The 21,985-nt window shown below is 39.7% G+C and carries 18 protein-coding genes; 6 read left to right on the top strand and 12 right to left on the bottom strand.

What is annotated here, in order from left to right; genetic code table 11:
• Positions 1-14: 14 nt before the first annotated feature.
• The 7 genes from DR017_RS04285 to pncB all read right to left on the bottom strand — a co-directional run bounded on the left by DR017_RS04285 (position 15) and on the right by pncB (position 7,001).
• Complete coding sequence (locus tag DR017_RS04285) at positions 15-695, bottom strand: ABC transporter ATP-binding protein (protein ID WP_002679894.1); 681 nt, start codon at positions 693-695, stop codon at positions 15-17.
• Entirely contained in the window at positions 696-2,696 is a 2,001-nt protein-coding gene (locus DR017_RS04280; protein WP_002680016.1) for a phospholipase effector Tle1 domain-containing protein, read from the bottom strand.
• 4 nt (positions 2,697-2,700) lie between these two features.
• Positions 2,701-3,795: a DUF2931 family protein gene (locus DR017_RS04275; protein WP_002679855.1), complete on the bottom strand. Its 1,095-nt coding sequence runs from the start codon at positions 3,793-3,795 to the stop codon at positions 2,701-2,703.
• A gap of 1 nt (position 3,796) precedes the next feature.
• Positions 3,797-4,807 carry a DUF2931 family protein gene (locus DR017_RS04270; RefSeq protein ID WP_040361337.1) on the bottom strand — a complete coding sequence of 337 codons (1,011 nt, stop codon included), beginning with the start codon at positions 4,805-4,807 and terminating at the stop codon, positions 3,797-3,799.
• An 82-nt stretch (positions 4,808-4,889) separates the two neighbouring features.
• Complete coding sequence (locus DR017_RS04265; protein ID WP_002680007.1) at positions 4,890-5,435, bottom strand: DUF8465 domain-containing protein; 546 nt, start codon at positions 5,433-5,435, stop codon at positions 4,890-4,892.
• Positions 5,436-5,558: 123 nt separating this feature from the next.
• On the bottom strand, positions 5,559-5,759 hold the full coding sequence (locus tag DR017_RS04260; RefSeq protein ID WP_002679869.1) for a hypothetical protein: 201 nt from the start codon (positions 5,757-5,759) through the stop codon (positions 5,559-5,561).
• Between the two features lie 69 nt (positions 5,760-5,828).
• Complete coding sequence (gene pncB / locus DR017_RS04255; RefSeq protein WP_002679946.1) at positions 5,829-7,001, bottom strand: nicotinate phosphoribosyltransferase; 1,173 nt, start codon at positions 6,999-7,001, stop codon at positions 5,829-5,831.
• A gap of 218 nt (positions 7,002-7,219) precedes the next feature.
• Between pncB and DR017_RS04250 the strand changes: the two genes are divergently transcribed.
• The 5 genes from DR017_RS04250 (at position 7,220) to DR017_RS04230 (ending at position 12,570) form a co-directional block, all read left to right on the top strand.
• Positions 7,220-9,706, top strand: coding sequence for an SLBB domain-containing protein (locus tag DR017_RS04250; RefSeq protein WP_002679834.1), 2,487 nt, complete (start codon positions 7,220-7,222; stop codon positions 9,704-9,706).
• Between the two features lie 4 nt (positions 9,707-9,710).
• Positions 9,711-10,853 (top strand): Wzz/FepE/Etk N-terminal domain-containing protein, encoded by a 1,143-nt coding sequence (locus DR017_RS04245; protein ID WP_002679863.1) that lies wholly within the window; start codon positions 9,711-9,713, stop codon positions 10,851-10,853.
• Between the two features lie 20 nt (positions 10,854-10,873).
• The gene (locus DR017_RS04240) at positions 10,874-11,500 is read left to right on the top strand and encodes an HAD family hydrolase (protein WP_002680019.1); all 627 of its coding nucleotides are present in this window, start codon (positions 10,874-10,876) and stop codon (positions 11,498-11,500) included.
• A complete protein-coding gene (locus tag DR017_RS04235; RefSeq protein ID WP_002679961.1) occupies positions 11,497-11,895 on the top strand; it encodes a hypothetical protein in 399 nt (132 codons plus the stop codon). Before DR017_RS04240 ends, DR017_RS04235 begins: the two co-directional genes overlap by 4 nt.
• 90 nt (positions 11,896-11,985) lie before the next feature.
• A complete protein-coding gene (locus DR017_RS04230; RefSeq protein ID WP_002680021.1) occupies positions 11,986-12,570 on the top strand; it encodes a DUF4112 domain-containing protein in 585 nt (194 codons plus the stop codon).
• A gap of 95 nt (positions 12,571-12,665) precedes the next feature.
• Here DR017_RS04230 and DR017_RS04225 read toward each other — a convergent pair whose 3' ends face one another.
• The 5 genes from DR017_RS04225 to DR017_RS04205 form a co-directional block, all read right to left on the bottom strand.
• Positions 12,666-13,934 (bottom strand): DUF2851 family protein, encoded by a 1,269-nt coding sequence (locus DR017_RS04225; protein ID WP_002679846.1) that lies wholly within the window; start codon positions 13,932-13,934, stop codon positions 12,666-12,668.
• Positions 13,935-14,171: 237 nt separating this feature from the next.
• Positions 14,172-14,747: a phosphatase PAP2 family protein gene (locus DR017_RS04220; protein WP_002679978.1), complete on the bottom strand. Its 576-nt coding sequence runs from the start codon at positions 14,745-14,747 to the stop codon at positions 14,172-14,174.
• Entirely contained in the window at positions 14,747-16,501 is a 1,755-nt protein-coding gene (locus DR017_RS04215; RefSeq protein ID WP_002679990.1) for a DEAD/DEAH box helicase, read from the bottom strand. Before DR017_RS04215 ends, DR017_RS04220 begins: the two co-directional genes overlap by 1 nt.
• 181 nt (positions 16,502-16,682) lie before the next feature.
• Positions 16,683-20,045 (bottom strand): preprotein translocase subunit SecA, encoded by a 3,363-nt coding sequence (gene secA / locus DR017_RS04210; protein ID WP_002679980.1) that lies wholly within the window; start codon positions 20,043-20,045, stop codon positions 16,683-16,685.
• A gap of 161 nt (positions 20,046-20,206) precedes the next feature.
• A complete protein-coding gene (locus DR017_RS04205; protein ID WP_111944740.1) occupies positions 20,207-20,428 on the bottom strand; it encodes a DUF2795 domain-containing protein in 222 nt (73 codons plus the stop codon).
• A gap of 276 nt (positions 20,429-20,704) precedes the next feature.
• Between DR017_RS04205 and DR017_RS04200 the strand changes: the two genes are divergently transcribed.
• The gene (locus tag DR017_RS04200; protein WP_002679899.1) at positions 20,705-21,955 is read left to right on the top strand and encodes a 3-phosphoshikimate 1-carboxyvinyltransferase; all 1,251 of its coding nucleotides are present in this window, start codon (positions 20,705-20,707) and stop codon (positions 21,953-21,955) included.
• The last annotated feature ends 30 nt before the right edge of the window (positions 21,956-21,985 follow it).

Genomic DNA, 21,985 nt, shown 5'->3' with positions numbered 1-21,985 from the left:
TGCAAAGATATGACCTAATTTGGGAAAGAATTGGGAATAATTATACGACCATCTACCATTACGAGTTTTCTATCTGCCATAGTAGCCAATTCTTCGTTATGGGTAACGATTACAAATGTTTGTCGGAATTCATTGCGCAGTTGGAAGAAGAGTTGGTGCAGTTTTTCAGCACTTTCGGAATCGAGGTTGCCACTGGGTTCATCGGCGAATACTACTGAAGGGTAGTTCACCAAGGCACGTGCTACCGACACTCGCTGTTGTTCGCCTCCTGAAAGAGCATTAGGTTTATGGTCGGCACGCGAGGTGAGATGCAAAAATTCTAAAAGCTCCATAGCGCGCTTTTCAGCTTCTTTTTTGCCTATTCCTCTAATGAGTGCAGGAATACAAATATTCTCCAAAGCAGTGAACTCAGGCAACAACTGGTGAAATTGGAAGATAAACCCAATATGTTCATTGCGGAATTTAGCCAAGGCTTTGGAGGATAACGACAATATATCTGTGCCATTAATTACCAACGATGATGGTTTATTGGGATCGGGGCTGTCTAAAGTACCTAAAATATGTAACAAGGTGGTTTTCCCAGCTCCTGAAGCTCCTACTATCGATACAATTTCGCCTTTGGCAACATTCACCGATACGCCTTTAAGCACTTCTAAATCTTTATATGTTTTATGAATATTGGTAGCTTGAATCATTTATGCTAATAGTACTTTTGGTGTTAAAAATCCTACTCTCTCTTTATGTTTTTTATTAAATATTTCACGTTTCTTATTTTCTGAAGGTTCCATTCCAGCTTGAAAATGATCCGCTGACCAATGCAAATAATTATGACGAAGCGCTCGTAACAACCATTGTTCTTTTACCCGAGCAGTGATAATTTTCTTCTGTTCCATTGGTTTATCTGTATTTACCTTTGAGACCTTTTGGTTATAGGCTTCATAAGCTTTATCTTCTACATAAAAATGTGCTGGTTTATGCTGTTGATTAGGAACTCTATCCTTAGATATTTCTTTCAATTCTTGGTCCTTTTCTCGTTGTTTTTCTTTACTCTCTTTATGACTTGGTATATTATCAATACTAATCCAAAAATTAACCTTTGCATCATCTACAAACTTCCATTCCTCAGCATTTCCAAATACATAACTATGCAAACGTTTTTTAGCATCAACAAGAGGATAGCCCTTGATAGGATATTTTTGTTCTGTTTTTTCTACCAAAATACTATTTGCATCATCTTGAAGTTTTTCATTAAATAGAGCTTCCATAAAATGTAGAGGAATATAACTATATTCTTTATATACTTTCCGTGTGCCTTTTATACCTATGTAATCACTTAGGTATTCATTCTTTTCCAAACTACCAAAAGTTTCCCAATGAAAAACAGCTTCTAATTCTTCTTTTTTCCAAAAATAACTTTCTGCAAGCTCTTTTTTAATTTTTCCTATTTTTCCATATAACAAGTCGCCGCTTATAGTAGGGATGAGTTCTACAATTACATTCTCTTTCATCTCTTCATTAGGTTTTAAGAAATTAGCGTAACTTCCCCCAATATCTGAGTGTACCCCTGGAAATACTTTTTCCATCACCTCCTTACCATTATCTGGTTCTAACTGAGTAAGCGAAAAGTTAAAGCGATGTTCATCGGCAGCTGTAAAATGTACTGCTTTACCAAAGTTTCCTATATTATTGAGCTGCAAGCTATCAATACCACTATTGAAACCTTTTTTGTTAAAAATAGAAAAATCTTTATCTTCATAAGAAGAAACTGTATCGTAAAGTCCTATAAAACGTATTTCAAGTTGCAAGTTTTTCAATTCTTCTTTGGTAAAATAGGTGCTTTTAAGCAACAAATATCCTAAATAACCAAATTTAGGAAGTTTACCATTATCTAAATAAGTAGGGATTACTTTTACCCCATCTTTTGTACGAGTTACTTTTTCCTTTATAAGGTGAGAAAAATAGCCATTGGGGGTTTTCACCTCTTTACTATCTACTACCTCCACTTTAGTAGTAGTTGCTATATCGTCTGCACGTTTGTTACCATTGATTTCATAAAGGAAATTACGCGCTGCCGCTGCTCCCCTACTAAAACCAAAGACATCTAAAACGATTGTAGAAATCGTATCTCCATTCTCTTCTACACTTTTTAAATTCTTTTTTTTATCAATAATTCTTTTAGCCAATTCGTCACAACCTCGCAACACTTTCTTGCGGATTCCTGTTTTACCAGTACCAAAACCTTTAGGATACAGGTCATCTTCTAACCTGTCTACTATATTGCGCAACTGTTTTTCTTCTGTAGTTCGCTCTTCTGCTTTACTAGGTGCTGGTTGTGTACCTATACCTTCTATATAGATAGCTTGATAAGAGTTCTTAGGTTTTATACAAAGATATTGTCGTGCTATATTAGTAAAATCGGTATTATAACTGTTGTCTTTTGTTTGATACCCCATTGATTTCCAGTTCCACTCTGTTCCTTCTGAATATTCCTTAGTTAGTTTCTTGTCTAATAGTGTAGCCCGATTTTCTTCTTTACTTTGGTCGGCATATTCCTCTATTTTATAGGTGCGTTTGCGTGCCCGTGTGCTGAACAGATTAGTATTAGTACCATCAAAAAACAGCCCAAACGAAAGGGTGATTTCGTTTTCATTTGGAGGGGTAAAACTCCCTGAATTATATACAAATGTTTGTGCCATAGCTTTATTTTCTTTTAAATGTATTCTTAGTTGTTTTTACTCTTGCTTTAGTATCATCATTAATCCCTATTAACTTTCCTTTCCCTTCGAGATACGCTACTACCATTGTCTCTGCCCGATTGATACGAAACTCTAACTTCAACGTATCTTCAGGGCTAAACTGTTCAAACTTTTTCATTATCTCCTCTTCATCAAAAGTAATAACCCCTACCTTGTTCACTCCTTCTTTAGTAGTGTATTGAATACCTGCAAAGCGAGGCAATACATTACTCTCTTTATATTCCTCTGGCAAAGTGCTTACATCAGGGTAGAGCAAATCGCTTGTTTGTCCGTTGAGATATGTAAAAGACACATCATACAGTTCAGCTCCTTCAGGCAAAGTAAACACTGGTTTCCAATGGTAGCGATTGCGATACCTATCCCACAAACCGTAGGGAATAGGCTTGTTTTTATTTTTCTCTTGTATCTCCAAAGGTACGGCTGCGGGGCGTTGCATTATTTCCTTTCGGTATTCACTGCTAAACCAATTCTTTTCAGAAGGTTCTAAGTTTTCTGTCTCTTCTCTTGGAATATGCACCTTCTTCCCTTGATAATGCCCCACTTCGCGTACATTGGCTCCTCCGTCACTCACCCAAACCGATACTACTCCACCTGGGGCAAAACCTGCTACAATTTGGTCGTACTTATCAGGAATTATATCGCCATAAGCATTGCGATTAAGGGTGCCTTCTTCAAAGTATTGCTCTATTTTCTGATAATCTAAGTCGGCGCTAATTTCATACTCACAATCTTCAGCAAACGATATCCACGTTACTTCCAAACGGTGAGGAATAGTACCGCCGTAATCAAGCCCACTATAAGCTTCACCCCAATGTTCATCAGATACAATAGGGCCATAAAGGCTTACTAAAAAACCATCTTTTGAAATAAATCCTCCACTATATACCCCAATAGGATAACCAGGAGGGGCAGAGCTCATAGCTCTCCATCCATAACTTTTTTCCATATTGTTATTATTACCATTGTTTTGACAAGCTATTACTGAGGTAAACAATATATAGCAAAAAAATGTTTTTATAAGCAGTGTTGTTTGTGCCATATCATTCTCTTTTTAGATCTTTATCCAATTCCCATATATTTACCTCTGTTTTCTCATCCACAAGTCCTATGGTTTTCTCTTTGTTTTTTAGATATATTGCCATCATTGTATGAGTACGATTAACAAAAAACTCTAATACCAAGGGTTCTACAGAACCAAAACGCTCAAAAGCTTTCATTGTTTTTTCTTCATCCAAAAAAACTTCAGCAGCATAATTTTTTCCATTGTAACTTGTAAAAGAAAAATGAACAAAACGAGGTAAAACCTCATTCCAAGAGGCTAATTCTAAAGAATGAGGGTAATGTATATTTTCTCTCTCACCATTTAGTTTTTCAAAAACAATATCGTATATTTCAGGCTTCGGTTCATCTGGGATATAAGGCAAAGTAAACACTGGTTTCCAATGGTAGCGATTGCGATATCTATCCCACAAACCGTAGGGAATGGGCTTGTTCTTGTTTTTCTCTTGTATCTCCAAAGGTACGGCTGCGGGGCGTCGCATTATTTCCTTTCGGTATTCACTGCTAAACCAATTCTTTTCAGAAGGTTCTAAGTTTTCTGTCTCTTCTCTTGGAATATGCACCTTCTTCCCTTGATAATGCCCCACTTCGCGTACATTAGCTCCTCCGTCACTCACCCAAACCGATACTACTCCACCTGGGGCAAAACCTGCTACAATTTGGTCGTACTTATCAGGAATTATATCGCCATAAGCATTGCGATTAAGGGTGCCTTCTTCAAAGTATTGCTCTATTTTATGGTAATCTAAGTCAGTGCTAATTTCATACTCACAATCTTCAGCAAACGATATCCACGTTACTTCCAAACGGTGAGGAATAGTACCGCCGTAATCAAGCCCACTATAAGCTTCACCCCAATGTTCATCGGATACAATAGGGCCATAAAGGCTTACTAAAAAACCATCTTTTGAAATAAATCCTCCACTATATACCCCTATAGGATAACCAGGAGGGGCAGAGCTCATAGCTCTCCATCCATAACTTTTTTCCATATTGTTATTATTAGTATTATTTTGACAAGCTATTACTGAGGTAAACAATATATAGCAAAGAAATGTTTTTAATAACATCATTCTATTTTGCATTTTGATAGATATATACTTCGGTAGCGCCTACGCCGTATTTGGCGTATTCGGCATCGTAGAAAGTAACATTGGAGTAACGCCCTAAAAGGAATTCTAATTCGGTGCGCAGCACTCCCTCTCCCACGCCGTGAATGAATACTACCCGCTGGATGCGCTGTGCAATAGCAAACTCTAACTGCCGGCGAGCGGTTTCGAGTTGTAGGGTAAGCATATCGTAATTGGTCATATTTCTTGTAGAATCAACCAATTGCTCGATGTGCAAATCTACCTCCATTGGAGGGATGTTGCGCTCTTTTTTAGTGAGTGGCGATTTGTTCTTTCGCTTGCTCACTACATCTTTGCGCAAACTCTCTTCATCTATATTTGTGAAAGCTCCTTTTAGAGGTGCTTCTTCTTCAATAACTATTATTTCCTCAGGACGAAAAGTGAGCTCAAAGCCTTCAGTAGTAAGTACTGTTACCTGCTGAGGCGTAAGGCGCACTATATGTCCTTTGATGGTATCGTCTAATACTTCTATGTAATCTCCTATGTTCACAATGCGAGGTGCGAGGTGCGAGCCGCACGGGCAGTTTATTTGTTAATTTGTAAATTTCTTAATTATCCCATTTTAGACACACAAAACGTCATTTGTCATTTGTCATTCGTCATTCGTCATTTGTTACTCGTCTTCTGGGTTTCTTATTTTCGTTGCTGGGTCTTGAAAATCTTCCTCGTTTTTAGAGGGTAGGTTACGTGAAATGCGGTAAATACCTATCATCAATAGGCTTATACCGCCAATGAGTAACGCTTGATCGTATTTGGGGAACAGATAACGCGACAGTGCTACCAATACCCCTAAAATCATTAGTATGTAATTCATTTTTTTATCAGGTTTTAGGTTTCAGGCATCAGGGGGTCAGCCTAAAATCTGACTCCTGACCCCAAAAACCTATTTAATTGCTAATATTCCTTTTGCGAGTTCAATCATTCTTGGGTCGCCGGTGTGTTTGTTAGGCTCATCGGAAAGTTTTACAGTAGGCACCCACTCATTGTCGCTGGTGAGTACTTCGGTGAGCTTCATCACTATGTTCATCGGGCGCAACCCTACATCATTCGTAAGGTCGGTACCTATACCAAATGAAATTCCTATGGTACCTTTACAAGCCTCAGTAATCGCTTGTACCTTTTTAGGATTCAACCCGTCGGAGAAAATAATGTATTTAGAGAGTGGGTCTATCCCCATTTTTTTGTAGTGAGCAATCGTTTTTTCAGCAAAGACGATAGGGTCACCACTGTCGTGACGCACACCGTCGAACAACTTGCTAAATTTCTTGTCGAACTGCTTGAAAAACACATCGGTAGTATAGGTATCGGAGAGAGCTACTCCAAGGTCGCCGCGGTACACATCTACCCAGTGTTCCAATGATAGCGCATTAGCCATTTTGTAGCTGTACTCGGCTGCGTGGAACATAAACCATTCGTGAGCGTGAGTACCTATAGGTTTCACCTTGTATTTCATGGCAAAATGCACATTGCTAGAGCCTATAAAGGTTTGGTTGTAGCCTTCCATTAAGGTATGCATCACAATGTCGTGCACGTGATACGAATGGCGACGACGGGTACCAAACTCGGCAAATACAACGCCTAATTCTTTATAGAACAATTCTTTTTCACGAGTATTAGCGATTACCTGCTCATCTGTCCAAGCAGTTGCTTTGGTAAGTTTGTAGAAAAGCTCGCTAATTACCGAAAGCAGAGGTACTTCCCAAAGGATGGTGCGATACCAATAGCCCTCAACAGTTACCTGCAAGTCGGTGCCGTGTTGCTCGATATGCACTTCCGAAGGGTCATAGCGATATCCTTCTAAAAAGTCTAAATACAGCGGACTCAAATAGGGACAATTGTCTTTCAAAAACTGTTTTTCGGCTTTAGTGAGTTTTAATTTGGACATATTGTTCACCTCTTCACGAATAGCATCGGCAAAACCTTCGGGGAACTCGTGTTTGCCGCGGTTGATAAAGGTATAACGCGCTTTGTTTTTAGGGAATAATTGCACTACACCACATTGCATAGTGAATTTGTAGAAATCGTTGTCTAATAATGAATTTAAGATTGCAGACATATATTCTCAATTAAATAATTAATAATTAACTATTTATCAATGAATGAGGAGCGAATCCTCGTTCATTGAAAAAGTTTTATTTTTGGCAAAGATATGATTTTTTTTTTAAATAGAATGAATTGCTGGGAATATAATAGCTCAAACAGAAAAAAATACTAACACACTCATTGGCTAATTAACAAATTATTCTTAATTTTGCCCCCAAAACAGATTTTAGAATGTCGAGACTTAAATTACTTCTTTTATTTTTATTTATCATAACGGCTCCTGCGATAGCGCAAATAGTTAATAATCAGCAATATAACAATGTTGATATCACCACTGTAAACATAGATAATCTCACAGATGGGCAGATCAAAACCTATTGGGATCGCGCTCAAGCACAAGGATATACCTTAGACCAATTTCTCGCTTTAGCACGTTCGCGCGGTATGCAAGAAACACAAGTGATGAAATTGCGCCAGCGTATTATGCAGCTCGACAGCTATTCTGGAACTGAAAAATCCAATGCTAAAAATAAAAATAAGGATACCAATGGCAAAATGCGCCGTCCTGCGGAGGGTGATGACATCTTTGGTTATACCGGTAGAGAGAAAAAAGATTCTCTCAACCGCAAAAAGGAAAAAGACTCTATTTTTGGGATGAGTTTCTTCAAAAATCCCAAAATTTCCTTCACTCCTAACCTAAATATGCCTACCCCCGAAAACTATCAAGTAGGTCCTGGTGACGAGCTACTTGTGGAAGTTTGGGGAGCTACAGAGGGTTCTTTCAAACAAAAAGTAGATGCTGAGGGTAATATTTTCCTCAATGGTGTGGGACGCATACACGTATCAGGACTTTCGTTTAGTGAGGTAAAAGCAAAGATTAATTCTTATCTAAAACGTATCTATTCAGGTATTTCAGCCCCTGATGGCAGTTATGCTAAAATTTATACCGGCGTAACTATCACCCAAGTGCGCACCGTAAAAGTGAATATCATAGGCGAGGTAGTAGTGCCTGGTACTTATTCACTTAGCTCACTTTCCACAGTGCTTAACGCTTTATACGCCTGCGGAGGTCCCTCAGAAAGTGGGTCATTTCGCGATATCAACGTATTTCGAGGGGGCAAGAAAGTCGCTACTTTTGATGTGTATAACTTCCTGATTAACGGTTCAGAAAAAGGTAATATCGGCTTGCAAGACCAAGATGTAATCATCGTATCACCCTACAAAAACCGCGTGTGGGTAGAAGGCAAAGTAAAACGCAAAGGATTGTACGAAATGCTCGACGACGAAACTCTTGCTAACCTTGTTACTTTCTTTGGAGGTTTTACTTCCGATGCTTTTACTAATACCCTTGTGTTAGAACGTATTAAAGATGCTAAACGCGAAGTGCAAGAAATTGCCTTTAGCGAAATTGGCAAGATGAAAATGCAAAACGGCGACCGCCTGAAAGTGCATTCTATCACCAATGAATACCGCAACCGATTGAGCATAGGAGGAGCTGTCTATCAACCTGGTACTTATGAGTTTAAAGAAGGAATGACTGCTCACGACTTGCTTGAAAGAGCTAATGGCGTGAAAAAAGATGCTTCTCTCAATCGCGGACTCATTTTCCGCACCGAAAACCGTGTAGATTACCAAACGCTTAGCTTTTCGGTTAAAGACCTTATTGAGAAGAAAAACGACATCCCTTTGAAGGATAACGATAGTATCCATATTTTCTACAAAGATTCTCTCCAATACAAACGCTTCGTAAAAGTAGAAGGTGCTGTAAATTCGCCTAAAGAATTGCCTTTTATGGAGAATATGAAAGTGGAAGACGTGATTGCCTTGGCAGGTGGTCTCTCTAACGGTGCTGACCCTTCAACAATTGAAGTATTTAGAGAAATAAACGACGGTAGCTTCCAGAGACTCAGCACAGCTTTCAAAGTATCGTCTAACAATGAACTTTTACCTGAAGAAGGTACCAATACACTCACCCTGCAACCTAACGACATTGTTTCGGTGCGCTATATCAAAGGTTTCACCCCTCTACAAACTGTCTCGGTAATGGGAGAGGTTGTTTACCCTGGAGTTTATAGTATCCAAAGCAAGAACGATCGCATTTCCGACCTATTGGAGCGTGTGGGAGGTTTTACGCCTTTTGCCTATAAAGAAGGGGCAACTTTGGTACGCAAAAAAACTGATGAGGGCGAAATTCAGCAAGAAGATTTTCTAAAAGAATTAGTTGAGTTAGAAAGCAATAGTAATGAAACTGCTAAATCACTGAAAAAAGCCAGCAAAAAAACTTCGGAATATCGTATAGGGATAGATATCAATAAAATTTTGAAAAAGAAACACAGCAAGCACGACCTAATCCTCAGTGAAGGTGATGTATTGCTCATTCCTTCTGAAAAACAAACCGTTGAAGTGCGTGGTGAGGTGTTAGCCCCTTCATTAGTGCGTTATCAAAAAGGATTTTCACTGAGAGAATACATTGATAGAGCGGGAGGTTTTGGCAATCAAGCTAAAAAGCGGGCTATCTACGTGCTTTACGCCAATGGCGATGTTCGTGCTACTCGCAATTCTCTTTTCTTTAGAAACTATCCTAAATTAGAACCTGGAGCTATCATTATTGTACCCTCTAAACCTGAACGCCAACGTCTTAGCACTGGAGAAAGTATAGGTATTATCTCAGCTATTAGCACTATGGGAGTGCTTATTTACAATGTACTAAAAAATTAGAACTATGGCATTTAACGAAGACCAAGACATAAGAGTTTCAGAAGATGTTATCAATCATTTAGGAGAAAATAAATTGATCCCTGTGGTCGACTCTGTAGAAGAAGAAACGGCAGAGGACGAAATAGATTTGATGCAGCTTATCCGCAAAGTATGGGGTGCTCGCAAATCGATTTTGTTATTTACTTTGCTTTTCTTTGTCATAGGGGTACTCATTGCCTTATTCTCGGCTAAAGAATACACCGCTACCACTATTATGGTGCCACAAACTACTGATAACAAATCAACAAGTGGATTAGGTGGATTGGCAGCAATGGCAGGTATCAGTTTAGGAGGAGGCTCCGAAACACTCCCGCTCACTACTTACTCTAAAATCATTGAAAGCGTACCTTTTAAACAGAAATTAGCACAAACAAAACTCACATTCTCTGACATCCCCAAACCGGTAACTTACGAAGAATATTGCAAGAACTATACTAAACCCAGCTTAATGGGACGTGTGATGGGTATTTTTAGTTTTTCTAAAGGTACTCCCACTGCAGCTCCTGTAACCCAAGATAGTACTGATATTACCCGACTCTCCGATCAAGAGAGGGGAATACTCAACAGCTTAGACAGCCGTATTAAACTGAATATGAGTGAAAAAGACGGCTACTTTACACTCTCATTTGTGATGGGGGAAGCACTTCCCGCTGCTCAAATGCTCGAAAGTGCCCAAAAAGTACTACAAGAAACCGTTACCGATTTCAAATTGCAAAAAGCTAAAGAAGAATTCGACTTTGTACAAAAACGCTTTGTAGAAGCCGAAAAAGATTTTAAAAACAAACAATACGCTGTGGCAGGTTTCCAAGACCGCAACCGCGACCTCTTTAGCAACCTTCCTCAAACTCGTTTGCAACAACTACAAGCAGAGTACAATTTAGCTTTCAACGTATATACAGAACTCGCTAAACAGCTGGAAGCCAAACGCATCAAGATGAAAGAAGACCAGCCTATCTTTGCTGTTATCGAACCTGTGACTGTACCTAACGAACGTTCTAAACCTAAACGAATGATGATTATCGCTATCTGGACATTCTTAGGAATGGTCATAGGTATTGGAAATGTCTTCTTGAAAGACTTTAGACGACAACTCAAATCTAATTCCTAATTTCTAATTTCTAATTCCTAATGAATTACATTATCTTTGATATGGACGGGGTACTACTAGATAGTGAACCAATGCACCAAGAGATTATTTATGAGACTTTTCAGCTGGAAGGCATTCCGTTTGATAAGGCGTATATACAAACCCTCACAGGGATGTCGGCTTTCCCAATGTGGGAAAAGGTAAAACGCGATGCTCAACGTTCAGAAAGTGTAGAAGAACTCATAAAATTTCATCGTGATTACTTTTTCAAACGATTACCCGAAGTAAAAGTACCTTTAGTACCACACGTAAAGGATGTATTAGAGAAATTCAAAAATGAAGGAAAACACTTATCATTAGCTTCTTCATCTGGACGCAAACTCATCGATATTTTTACTCAGCAAACAAATATAGCACACTATTTTGAAGTGATAATGAGTGGCGATGATGTGCAATATAGTAAACCCAATCCTGAAATATTCCTAAAGGTAGCCCAATGGTATGGATTACCAGCAACACAATTTACTGTGATAGAGGACAGTACCAATGGCGTGAAAGCTGCCAAAAGTGCTAATATGCAGTGTGTAGGCTTCCAAAATCCCCTTTCAGGCGGACAAGATTTAAGTCAAGCTGACCTACTTATCCATTCAATGCAAGAACTTTTATGACAAATAACAACTTACAACTCATAGAATGTGTAACGATAGCCAATGAGGATTATTTGCAATCTTTATTGGCTGTTGGTTTTTATGGTCTTGCGCTTAAAGCCGAACTACACTCTTTAGTTAGTCATTTAGATTTTTCAAATACCCAAACTAAAATCTTGCTTCTAGACGACGAACTGCCTGCCATTGAAAAACAAGGTATTACTATTAGCAGTTTGGCTACTGCCTACCAAGCTGGCACTACGCGTTTTTACAGTGCTATCAAAGGTTATGGGGGCTATCTTCCTACTGAAAAACTCCTCACCTTCTTCCAAGCCCAACACCTCCCTATGGGCATCAACCTGCTTGCTTTTGAGAGTGCTTATAACGAAACGCTACAAATATTTTCTTCTCTCTGACGCTATTTGGCAGTTTCACTCCCTATCTTTGCCTCGCGAAACAGAATTAACAATATTTTTAAAAGAAAATAAACATATTACCATATAAATATGAACACCCACAATCGAAGCTCAAGGAGAATACAACAAACACAAGAAAGCATTTCTCAGGAATTTGCTGATGTAACAAGAGCTATTCAACGAGAGGAGAAAAGAAGAAAAAAAAGAGAAGAATGGAAAAGGAGTATTGAGCAAAGTAATAGCTACCAAACAATAAAGTCTGTAAAAACACTAATGGATGACTATTATTTAGATCCTTTATTAGGACTAATACCTGTTGTAGGAGATATCTTACCACAGATATTCAATTTTTCTTTTTTCTACGTTTCCACTTTTAAAATTAAATCGTATGCCTTAACAGTGACTATTCTGCGTAATATCTTGATAGATATTTTAGTAGGAATTATTCCATATTTAGGTATTATACTTGATGTTTTTCATAAATCCTATCAAAAGAATTTCAATTTAATTGTAGGTTTTGTTAATAATGACAAAAATATAATACGAGAAGTTAATCAGAAAGCGTTTTCAACTACTATATGGATAGCTATTATAGGAGTGGCAATTTATTATTTGACTGTATTTTTATGGTCTATAGTAATGGGCGTTTATCATTGGGTCATAAATCTATTCTAAAAAACTATTTTTACAAATAGTTGCAAAATGCCCCTTATAGGTACGATACAAATATAATTGATAATCAATTACATTTCACTTTATCAAAGTTTTTCTTATTTCCTCCCTAAAATCGAAATCCCTATAGCACAATCTAAACAGCGTTTGGATTGGCAATAATGTTTGTATTGTTGTAGAAGTACTTGGGTGTCAAAAGCAGTGGTAACAGAGACTCCTAATTGTTGGTATTGGGTGATTATGCTGTTGCTCTCGGCTGTCATTGTTTTGAGTTCTTCAATGAGAGATTCACTCACGTCCTTGCCTAAACTTTGGTAATAGGCATATTTGAGTGGAATGAATACATTTATCCAAATAAGTGTAATAAGACTCGCACTAATAGGCTTTTTTACTTTTTTAGAAATTTTGGTAAAGGTATAGTGGGTTTCCCAAAAGTCGGAGACTCCTACGGCAAAGAGTTTTTGGATACTTTTGAAATCATTCACTTCGAGGATTTGTGAAAACAGACCTTCATTTAGTTCGTATAGCTGTGCGAGTTGCGAGAGTCGGATAGTAGGAAAACCTTGCGGACGCAAACCTGTGAAATGTATTTTTACTACGGGAGCAGAGAGCTTGTATTTCTGTTGTAGGTAGTGATAATTTTGCAAGAGTTCACGTGGGTAGGAGAGTTCAGTTGCTTCAGGGAGTAAGCCTGCTTGCCCTAGTAGTAGTGCTTCTAAATGTAAGGGATGTGAACGCTCTTTGCGAATAATACTAAAATCGAGATGTTTGCCCATTTGCAGGAATGCTTCGCCATTTACAATGCCACCAAAAGACTTGAGAAGCATACAAAAAAGTACTTTCTCCCAATCAAAATTGGCAGCTTTCCACAACTCATTTACCGCAGTGGCTTTTTCTTCTAAACGTTCTACTAACAAACGCTCATTCCACGAAAGCAAAGTAATGGCAGGTATAGTGGTATATTCCTTTTCACAAGGAATAAACTGGTAGTGTGAGGCTACAGTCGTATTGTATCGCTCTAAGAGTTCGGGGGAGATAAGACCTCGGAGTTCTAAAGTAGGAATTGGCTGGTTGTTAGCATCGAATACTTCTATATCGTGTTCCCAAACTACGTGCAGAATCACATTGCGATAGGCAGGATCGCTCTCGTGACCGTGCACATACCAATGTGATGATTTGAGATGCATTTCTACATTACCTGCCCATTGCTGTTCATCTATAAGCAGTTGGGCACTTTGGAAATCGGGACCAGAAAGGGTATTGTAGTCGCCAAATGAGAGAATTTGCAAGCGCTCTCCTGTAGTAAGTACAGTGTTGAGAGGTACTTTTTTGTATTTCCATAGGTAGTGTAAGAAATCTTCCTTCATAATTTAATGTGAGTTCGGCGTAAGTAATTATTTAACAATCAGTAAAATACTTTTAATCTCCCACGAATTACACGAATTTTCACGAAATTGGGAGAGCATAAAAGTCTTTATTTTTTATTATCTCACGAATTTTCACCTGACGGTGAATTATTTTGTGAATATATCATGTTACAAATCTGTAAATCAATATTCTGTTATATCGAACTGACGTTAATTTAGGTAACAGGTTTAGGAGGTTTATTGTTTAGTTGGGATTTTTAATCTTTTTTCGGTATATAGAAATAGAAAATAATAAAGGGTAGCTAAGAGTATACCGAAAATCCAACCTACAAGCACATCACCTGGGAAATGCACGCCTAAATAAATACGGCTATAACTCACAATAATTGACCAGCATAGCAGTAGAGTGAGGATATATGGGGCATTTTTTCTAAGCAAGTAACTAAAAAATACGGCTATTGCCATTGTATTGGCGGCATGAGCTGAAAAGAACCCATACTTACCGCCACAAATCACCATTCGCATTTGCCCTATAAGACTCTCATCGTGACAAGGGCGCAGGCGCTGGAATCCGTATTTGAAAACGTTCGCCAGCTGGTCGGTAGTGGTGATGATTATAGTAGTAAATACCAAGATGAGCAACACTCGTTTCCAATGGAAATACTTGAAACACAAGTATAACAAAAAAGCGTAGAGGGGGATAGACGAGAGTTCATTGGTGATTACTAACCAAAGGCTGTCAGCTTCGGGTGTTCCCCCACTATTGAGAAAACAGAGCAGTTGCTTATCCGTTTCTATAAGGTATTCTAACATTATTTACGTTTTTTCTTCTTTTTAAACGCCTGTTGAAGGGCTTCGGTGGTCTTTTGTTTACGACTTTCTCTTTGTCCTTTTTTGCGACTTCTCCCCTCGTCGTTACCATGTTTTCTACCGTCATCATTTCCGCGTTTGCGTCCGCCACGGTCTCTGCCAGCACCTTTGGTTGAGAGTTCTACATTGATAAAGCGACCGTCTAATTGGAAGTCGTTGAAAGTATCCATCACCAAATCGGAAAGGTCGGCATCGGTATTGAAGAAAGAGAAACTGTTCTTTACATCTACTTTGAAAACATCATCACGACCTAAATTAAGGGTTGCTTTGAGGAAATCTTTGAGCGATTTCCAGTCGTAACCATCGCGTTCACCTATGTTGATGAAATAGCGCACTTCATCGCTATTACCCCCACTGCGGCTTTCGCGCTCGTTCTCTACCGATAAGTTTTCAGCATTTTTATAATAATTGAAGAAACGCGTAAACTCTACTGAGAATATTTTTTTGATGAGCTCTTCACGATTTACTTCTTTCAGTTCTTTATAGATAGCTGGTAAATAATCGTCGATAGCAGGGTTTACTTCTGTATTTTTGAGGTTGTTAGCCAAGTGATAGAGCTGTATTTCACAGATTTCCATACCCGATGGCAATTGTTTCTGCTCAAAAGGTTGCCCTATCATCTTTTCGATAGTTTTGATTTTCTTTACCTCGCTTTTTGGCAAAATTACCATCGAAATTCCCGATTTACCAGCACGACCTGTACGCCCACTGCGGTGATTGTAGGTTTCTATTTCGTCGGGCAATTGGTAGTGAATTACGTGGGTGATATCGTCTACATCGATACCGCGGGCAGCTACATCGGTAGCAACGAGCATTTGTATTTGGCGTGCGCGGAAAGATTTCATCACCAAATCGCGCTGATTCTGACTTAAATCGCCGTGAAGAGCAGCGGCATTATAACCGTCTTCGATAAGTTTTTCGGCTACTGCCTGTGTATCGCGTTTGGTGCGGCAAAACACTACCGAGAAGATATCGGGGTTAGCATCAGCGAGGCGTTTTAGGGCTTGGTATCTATGGCGACCGCTCACTATATAGTACTCGTGTTGCACGGTGTTAGTAGCCTGATTGCGAGTTCCTACTGTTATTTCAATAGGCTTGCGCATAAACTTACGGGCTATCTTAGCCACCTCGTTAGGCATAGTAGCCGAAAAGAGCCAAGTGCTTTTTTCTTGAGGAGTATGCGACAGAATAGCGGTAATATCTTCATAGAAGCCCATATTGAGCATTTCGTCGGCTTCGTCCAGTACACAATAGTTGATATGACTGATATCTACGAAGTTACGGCGTATCATATCTTGCATACGTCCAGGAGTAGCCACGATAATTTGTGCGCCTTTTTTGAGGCTACGCGCTTGTTCCTCAATACTTGCGCCGCCATATACCGCCACTACGTTCACCTTAGGGAGGTACTTAGCATAATTGCGGAGCTCGGAAGCGATTTGCAAGCAGAGTTCGCGTGTAGGTGAAAGGATAAGACCTTGAGTTACACGGCTATCAGTATCGATAAGTTGGAGGAGAGGAAAGCCGAAAGCGGCTGTTTTACCAGTACCCGTTTGGGCTAAAGCTACCATATCAGCACCATTCGCCAAAAGAGTAGGGATGGCTTTTTGCTGAATTTCAGAAGGGATTTCAAAGCCCATATCGCTGATGGCTTTGAGGATAGGTTCATCAAGACCTAATTGTTCAAATAAATTCATTAATACAATTTGTAAATTAGCAAATTTGCCAATTTGCTAATGTATTTCAAGGCGCAAAGGTACAACAATATTTTCAATTGACAATTGATAATTGGCAATTAAGAAAAAAACTTTGCCAAAGGTCTTAGCACAAGAGGCTTTTAAGAACTTTGGCAAAGTGTAATGTTGATGTTTATTTTAATTATTTATTAGGTACTAATATCCACTCTCCGCTTTCTACTAGTGGTTCTGCTTGTTTGAACTTGAGTTCTTTGCGTTCACCGGTGCGGATGTTTTGGATTACTACCTTGTCGTTACGACCAATTTTAGGTTGTTGGCGTACGATGGTTTCTACTACCGAACGGCGCTGTGAGGCTTGTTGTCCTACTTCACGGGCGCGCTGTGCCATCTCATCGCTATTAAGAGTTTCTTCCTTATTGGTTTGGTAGTTCTCACGGGTGCGTTGTGGCGCGTGGGCTTCCTGCACTGGTGGATTTTGAGTAGGCAATTCGGCTTTGAATAAGAAAGAGATAATCTCTTTGTTTACCTTATCGAGCATTGATTTGAACAACTGATAAGCTTCAAACTTATAGATGAGTAGCGGGTCTTTTTGTTCGTGTACCGCTAATTGTACAGATTGTTTAAGCTCGTCCATACGGCGGAGATGCGTTTTCCACTCCTCATCGATGATGCCCAAAGTGATGTTCTTTTCAAAATCACTTACGAGTTTTTTACCTTGGGTTTCGTACGCCTCTTTAAGGTCGGTTACGATGTTGAGCATCTTTTCGCCATCGGTGAAAGGCACAACAATACGCTCATAAGTATTATTAGGATTTTCGTATACGTCTTTAATCACTGGGAAGGCTTGAGCGGCACTGCGTTCAGCTTTTTCCTGATAGTGTTTGAGCACTTCGTGATACAAGGTGAAAGTAAGGTCGTTTACTGACTGTTTAGCAAATTCGGCTTCTGAAATCTTTGTTTTCAGTGAGAAATATTTGATGAGCTCGAAAGTGAAATTCTTGTAGTTATTACCACCTTTGTTGTTCTCTACTATATTCTCGCAAGTATCGAATATCATATTTGCCAAATCCACTTTTAGGCGTTCACCTTCAAGAGCGTGGCGACGGCGTTTATAAATTTGCTTGCGTTGTGCGTTCATCACGTCGTCGTACTCTAACAGACGTTTACGCATACCGAAGTTGTTTTCTTCTACCTTTTTCTGAGCCGCCTCGATGCGTTTGGTCATCATAGAGTGCTGAATTACATCACCTTCTTTATGACCTAAGCTGTCCATTAGTCGGGCGATACGTTCAGAACCGAAGAGGCGCATTAGGTTATCTTCGAGAGAAACGAAGAAGAGTGAGCTACCGGGGTCACCTTGACGACCAGAACGACCGCGCAACTGACGATCGACACGGCGTGAATCGTGGCGTTCGGTACCTATAATTGCCAAACCTCCTGCAGCTTTTACTTCAGGGGTTAGCTTGATGTCGGTACCACGTCCCGCCATATTGGTTGCGATGGTTACCACACCACTATGTCCAGCTTCAGCTACGATTTCAGCTTCTTTTTTATGTAATTTAGCGTTCAATACATTGTGTTTTACCTTGCGCATTGTAAGCATACGGCTAAGGAGTTCGGAAACTTCCACAGAAGTAGTACCAATCAATACTGGACGACCCGCTTCAGAAAGTTTTACAACCTCATCGATCACAGCGTTGTATTTCTCGCGTTTGGTTTTGTAGATAAGGTCGTTGTGGTCTTTACGAGCGATAGGACGGTTGGTAGGGATTTCCATTACATCGAGTTTGTAAATTTCCCAGAACTCACCCGCTTCGGTAATAGCTGTACCCGTCATACCCGATAACTTGCTGTACATACGGAAGTAGTTTTGCAAGGTAATAGTCGCATAGGTTTGGGTAGCTGCCTCAATTTTTACATTCTCTTTGGCTTCAATCGCTTGGTGCAAACCATCGGAATAACGACGACCGTCCATAATACGACCTGTTTGTTCATCAACGATGAGCACTTTGTTATCAATTACTACATATTCTACATCTTTTTCAAAAAGAGTATAGGCTTTGAGCAATTGGTTAAGGGTGTGAATGCGTTCGCTTTTTACGCTAAAATCTTGGAATAATTTATCTTTTAGTTTAGCTTCTTCTTCAATAGGAAGTCCTTGGCTCTCGATATTGGCAATTTCTACTCCAATATCAGGTAAAACAAAGAAATCTTTATCACCATCGTAGGCAATATTGGCAAAACCTTTATCGGTAAGCTCGATTTGGTTGTTTTTTTCATCAATCACGAAGTACAATTCGGCATCTACCTTTGGCATTTCGCGATTGTTATCCTGCATATAGTAATTTTCAGTTTTTTGGAGGAGTTGTTTTACCCCTTCTTCACTGAGGAACTTGATGAGTGCTTTGTTTTTAGGTAACCCACGATACACGCGCAAGAGTTGGAATCCACCTTCTTTGGTATCACCTTCGGCGATGAGTTTGCGGGCATCGGCTAATACTTTGGTAAGGTAAGTACGCTGTTTGTTTACCAAATCTTCTACCAAAGGTTTCAGTTCGTTGAACTCGTGCAATTCGCCTTTAGGGGTAGGACCTGAGATGATGAGCGGCGTACGAGCATCGTCTATCAATACTGAATCGACCTCATCGACAATAGCATAATTATGAGCGCGTTGCACCAAATCTTCGGGGGTGTGCGCCATATTGTCGCGGAGGTAATCGAAACCAAATTCGTTGTTAGTTCCGTAGGTAATATCGGCGTTGTAAGCACGGCGGCGGGCTTCGGAGTTTGGTTGGTGGTTGTCGATACAATCCACACGCAAACCGTGGAACTCAAATAAAGGTCCCATCCACGCACTATCTCGGCGTGCCAAATAGTCGTTCACGGTTACCAGATGCACTCCATTCCCCGTTAGGGCATTGAGGTAGACTGGCAAAGTAGCCACAAGGGTTTTACCTTCCCCTGTTTGCATTTCGGCAATTTTACCTTGGTGAAGAGCGATACCTCCAATGAGCTGTACATCGTAGTATACCATATCCCAAGTAACATCTTTACCAGCAGCGTCCCAGTGGTTTTTCCATACGGCTTTATCACCCTCGATAGTTACATAATCGTGGATAGCCGATAGTTCGCGGTCGTGCTCGGTAGCTGTTACGGTAATCGTTTCATTATTAGCAAAGCGGCGGGTAGTTTCCTTCATCGTAGCGAAGGCTTCAGGAAGAATCTCGTTCAATGCCTTTTCTGAGGCTTGATAGGCTTCGCCGTTGAGTTTGTCTACTTCAGCATAGAGGTCTTCTTTAGCATCGATATCGTCGGTAGCATTTGCTTGAGCTTCGAGCTCAGCTATTTTAGTATCGAACTGGGCGCGAGCGTCTTTTATTCTTTGTTTGAACTCAATAGTTTTTGCACGCAACTCGTCATTAGAGATATTTTCTAACTGAGAGGCGTAAGTTTTTATTTTCTCAACGATAGGTTGGATAGCTTTTAGGTCGTTTTTGGCTTTATCGCCAACAAAAATTTTAATAAGGGAGTTTATAATACTCATATAGTGAGGATTTTTTTATAATATAATTATTCTAAAATTCATACCACATTTTTGTCAATAAACATACCAAACTGACAACAACTGACAAATTGTCACCACATAATTGATTGATTAACAAATTTGCAAATTAAAAAAAGTCTCTTTGGAGAGACTTTTATTTTTTAGTATTCATCTTCATTCCATAGGTAGTCTTCTTCCGACGGATAATCAGGCCAGATTTCGTCGATAGATTCATACATATCACCTTCATCTTCTATTTCTTGAAGATTTTCCACCACTTCCATAGGAGCGCCTGTACGGATAGCATAATCAATAAGATCGTCTTTGGTAGCAGGCCAAGGAGCATCACTTAAATAAGATGCGAGTTCTAACGTCCAATACATAAACTAATAGAATTTTATAAATTTCGCGCAAAAGTAATATATTTTATTGAATGTGCAAATTTTTGTCTATTTTATTTTTAAATAGAGAGTTATTATCATAAGGGTGAGTGTAATGAATAGAGCTACTAAAAGATACAAATATCTCATCAATTAGCAGGAAATAAACTTTTTGTACGCGGTGTTTGCAGTGGGCGCTTGCAAAATGCCCCTACATATTTGTTAATTTGCTAATTTGCCAATTATCGCGTATCTTTGCGGTTGTTAAACAGTTATGCAATGAACATCACTCTGCCTTTATCGCAACTTGTTTCAGGAAAAACATTACAGCTCTCGGGCTCAAAATCGGAGAGCAATAGAGCGCTTTTGCTACAAGCATTCTTCCCTGAATTACAGATAAAAAACCTCTCTACCGCCGATGACACCCTTCTCTTACAGCGTGCGTTACAATCCAAAGAGGCAACTATTGATATTCACCACGCAGGTACAGCAATGCGCTTTCTCACCGCTTACTTTGCTACCCAAGTAGGGCGCGAGGTGTTACTCACTGGCTCGGCAAGGATGAAAGAGCGCCCCATCCACTTATTAGTGGAAGCATTACAGCGTTTAGGGGCTGATATTCGCTATGGAGAACGCGATGGATTTCCGCCCTTATATATTAAAGGTGTAGCACTTAGCAAAAAAGAAGTGCGTATTCGCGGCGATGTGAGCAGTCAGTTTCTTTCTGCCTTATTGCTCATCGCATCTTCATTACCAAATGGGCTTACGCTGATTTTAGAAGGTGAACTCACCTCTATGCCTTATCTGAAAATGACGGTGAGTTTCTTGCAATACTGTCTGGGTAAAGAAGTTGTACAATGGGAAGGCAATGTGCTGAAAGTAGCTTCACACATAAATAAACCTTTAAAAAACAATATATGGGAAGTAGAATCGGACTGGTCGTCGGCTTCGTATTGGTTCTCGTTTGTAGCGCTCTCACCTATAGGCACACAGCTCACGCTCACACACTTCAAAGAAGATAGTTTGCAGGGTGATAGCGCATTACCGGAGCTCTATAAACATTTTGGCGTAAGCACTACTTTTAAAGGTAGTACAATGAAGATAGAGAAAACCGCCCTCCCCCACCCTATCCGTTTAGAACTTCAGCTAAACGATACCCCCGACATCGCACAAACTATAGCTGTTACAGCTTTAGGATTGGGATTAGAGGCAAACCTCAGCGGATTGCACACACTCAAAATTAAAGAAACTGACCGACTGCAAGCATTACAAACCGAAATGATAAAACTCGGTGCAGAAGTGAATATCACTGATGAGAGTTTGCATTTAGCCTCTTGCAACCACCTGCGTGAGGGAGTGCCTATTGCCACTTATAACGACCATCGTATGGCAATGGCTTTTGCTCCGTTGATGCTCAAAACTCCTATAGTGATAGAGAACAAAGAGGTGGTAAGCAAATCGTATCCAGCATTTTGGGAACAGGTGGAACAGGTGTCAGGTATCAGGTTTCAGGGAAGAGATAAGAGGTAAGAGTTAAGAGTTAAGAGGCGTTAGAAAAAT

The organism is Capnocytophaga sputigena, from assembly GCF_900446695.1.
In the GTDB taxonomy this organism is placed as follows: domain Bacteria; phylum Bacteroidota; class Bacteroidia; order Flavobacteriales; family Flavobacteriaceae; genus Capnocytophaga; species Capnocytophaga sputigena.
The sequence above is the reverse complement of the archived record's forward strand: the minus strand, read 5'-3'. Positions and strand labels throughout refer to the sequence as shown.

Bases quoted from the DNA above. Each gene is read 5' to 3' on its own strand.
- DR017_RS04275 (WP_002679855.1), bottom strand. From the start codon at position 3,795: ATGGCACAAACAACACTGCTTATAAAAACATTTTTTTGCTATATATTG.
- pncB (WP_002679946.1), bottom strand. From the start codon at position 7,001: ATGTCTGCAATCTTAAATTCATTATTAGACAACGATTTCTACAAATTC.
- DR017_RS04285 (WP_002679894.1), bottom strand. From the start codon at position 695: ATGATTCAAGCTACCAATATTCATAAAACATATAAAGATTTAGAAGTG.
- DR017_RS04235 (WP_002679961.1), top strand. From the start codon at position 11,497: ATGACAAATAACAACTTACAACTCATAGAATGTGTAACGATAGCCAAT.
- DR017_RS04260 (WP_002679869.1), bottom strand. From the start codon at position 5,759: ATGAATTACATACTAATGATTTTAGGGGTATTGGTAGCACTGTCGCGT.
- DR017_RS04240 (WP_002680019.1), top strand. From the start codon at position 10,874: ATGAATTACATTATCTTTGATATGGACGGGGTACTACTAGATAGTGAA.
- DR017_RS04250 (WP_002679834.1), top strand. From the start codon at position 7,220: ATGTCGAGACTTAAATTACTTCTTTTATTTTTATTTATCATAACGGCT.
- DR017_RS04225 (WP_002679846.1), bottom strand. From the start codon at position 13,934: ATGAAGGAAGATTTCTTACACTACCTATGGAAATACAAAAAAGTACCT.
- DR017_RS04245 (WP_002679863.1), top strand. From the start codon at position 9,711: ATGGCATTTAACGAAGACCAAGACATAAGAGTTTCAGAAGATGTTATC.
- DR017_RS04215 (WP_002679990.1), bottom strand. From the start codon at position 16,501: ATGAATTTATTTGAACAATTAGGTCTTGATGAACCTATCCTCAAAGCC.
- secA (WP_002679980.1), bottom strand. From the start codon at position 20,045: ATGAGTATTATAAACTCCCTTATTAAAATTTTTGTTGGCGATAAAGCC.
- DR017_RS04220 (WP_002679978.1), bottom strand. From the start codon at position 14,747: ATGTTAGAATACCTTATAGAAACGGATAAGCAACTGCTCTGTTTTCTC.
- DR017_RS04200 (WP_002679899.1), top strand. From the start codon at position 20,705: ATGAACATCACTCTGCCTTTATCGCAACTTGTTTCAGGAAAAACATTA.
- DR017_RS04270 (WP_040361337.1), bottom strand. From the start codon at position 4,807: ATGGAAAAAAGTTATGGATGGAGAGCTATGAGCTCTGCCCCTCCTGGT.
- DR017_RS04230 (WP_002680021.1), top strand. From the start codon at position 11,986: ATGAACACCCACAATCGAAGCTCAAGGAGAATACAACAAACACAAGAA.
- DR017_RS04280 (WP_002680016.1), bottom strand. From the start codon at position 2,696: ATGGCACAAACATTTGTATATAATTCAGGGAGTTTTACCCCTCCAAAT.
- DR017_RS04205 (WP_111944740.1), bottom strand. From the start codon at position 20,428: ATGTATTGGACGTTAGAACTCGCATCTTATTTAAGTGATGCTCCTTGG.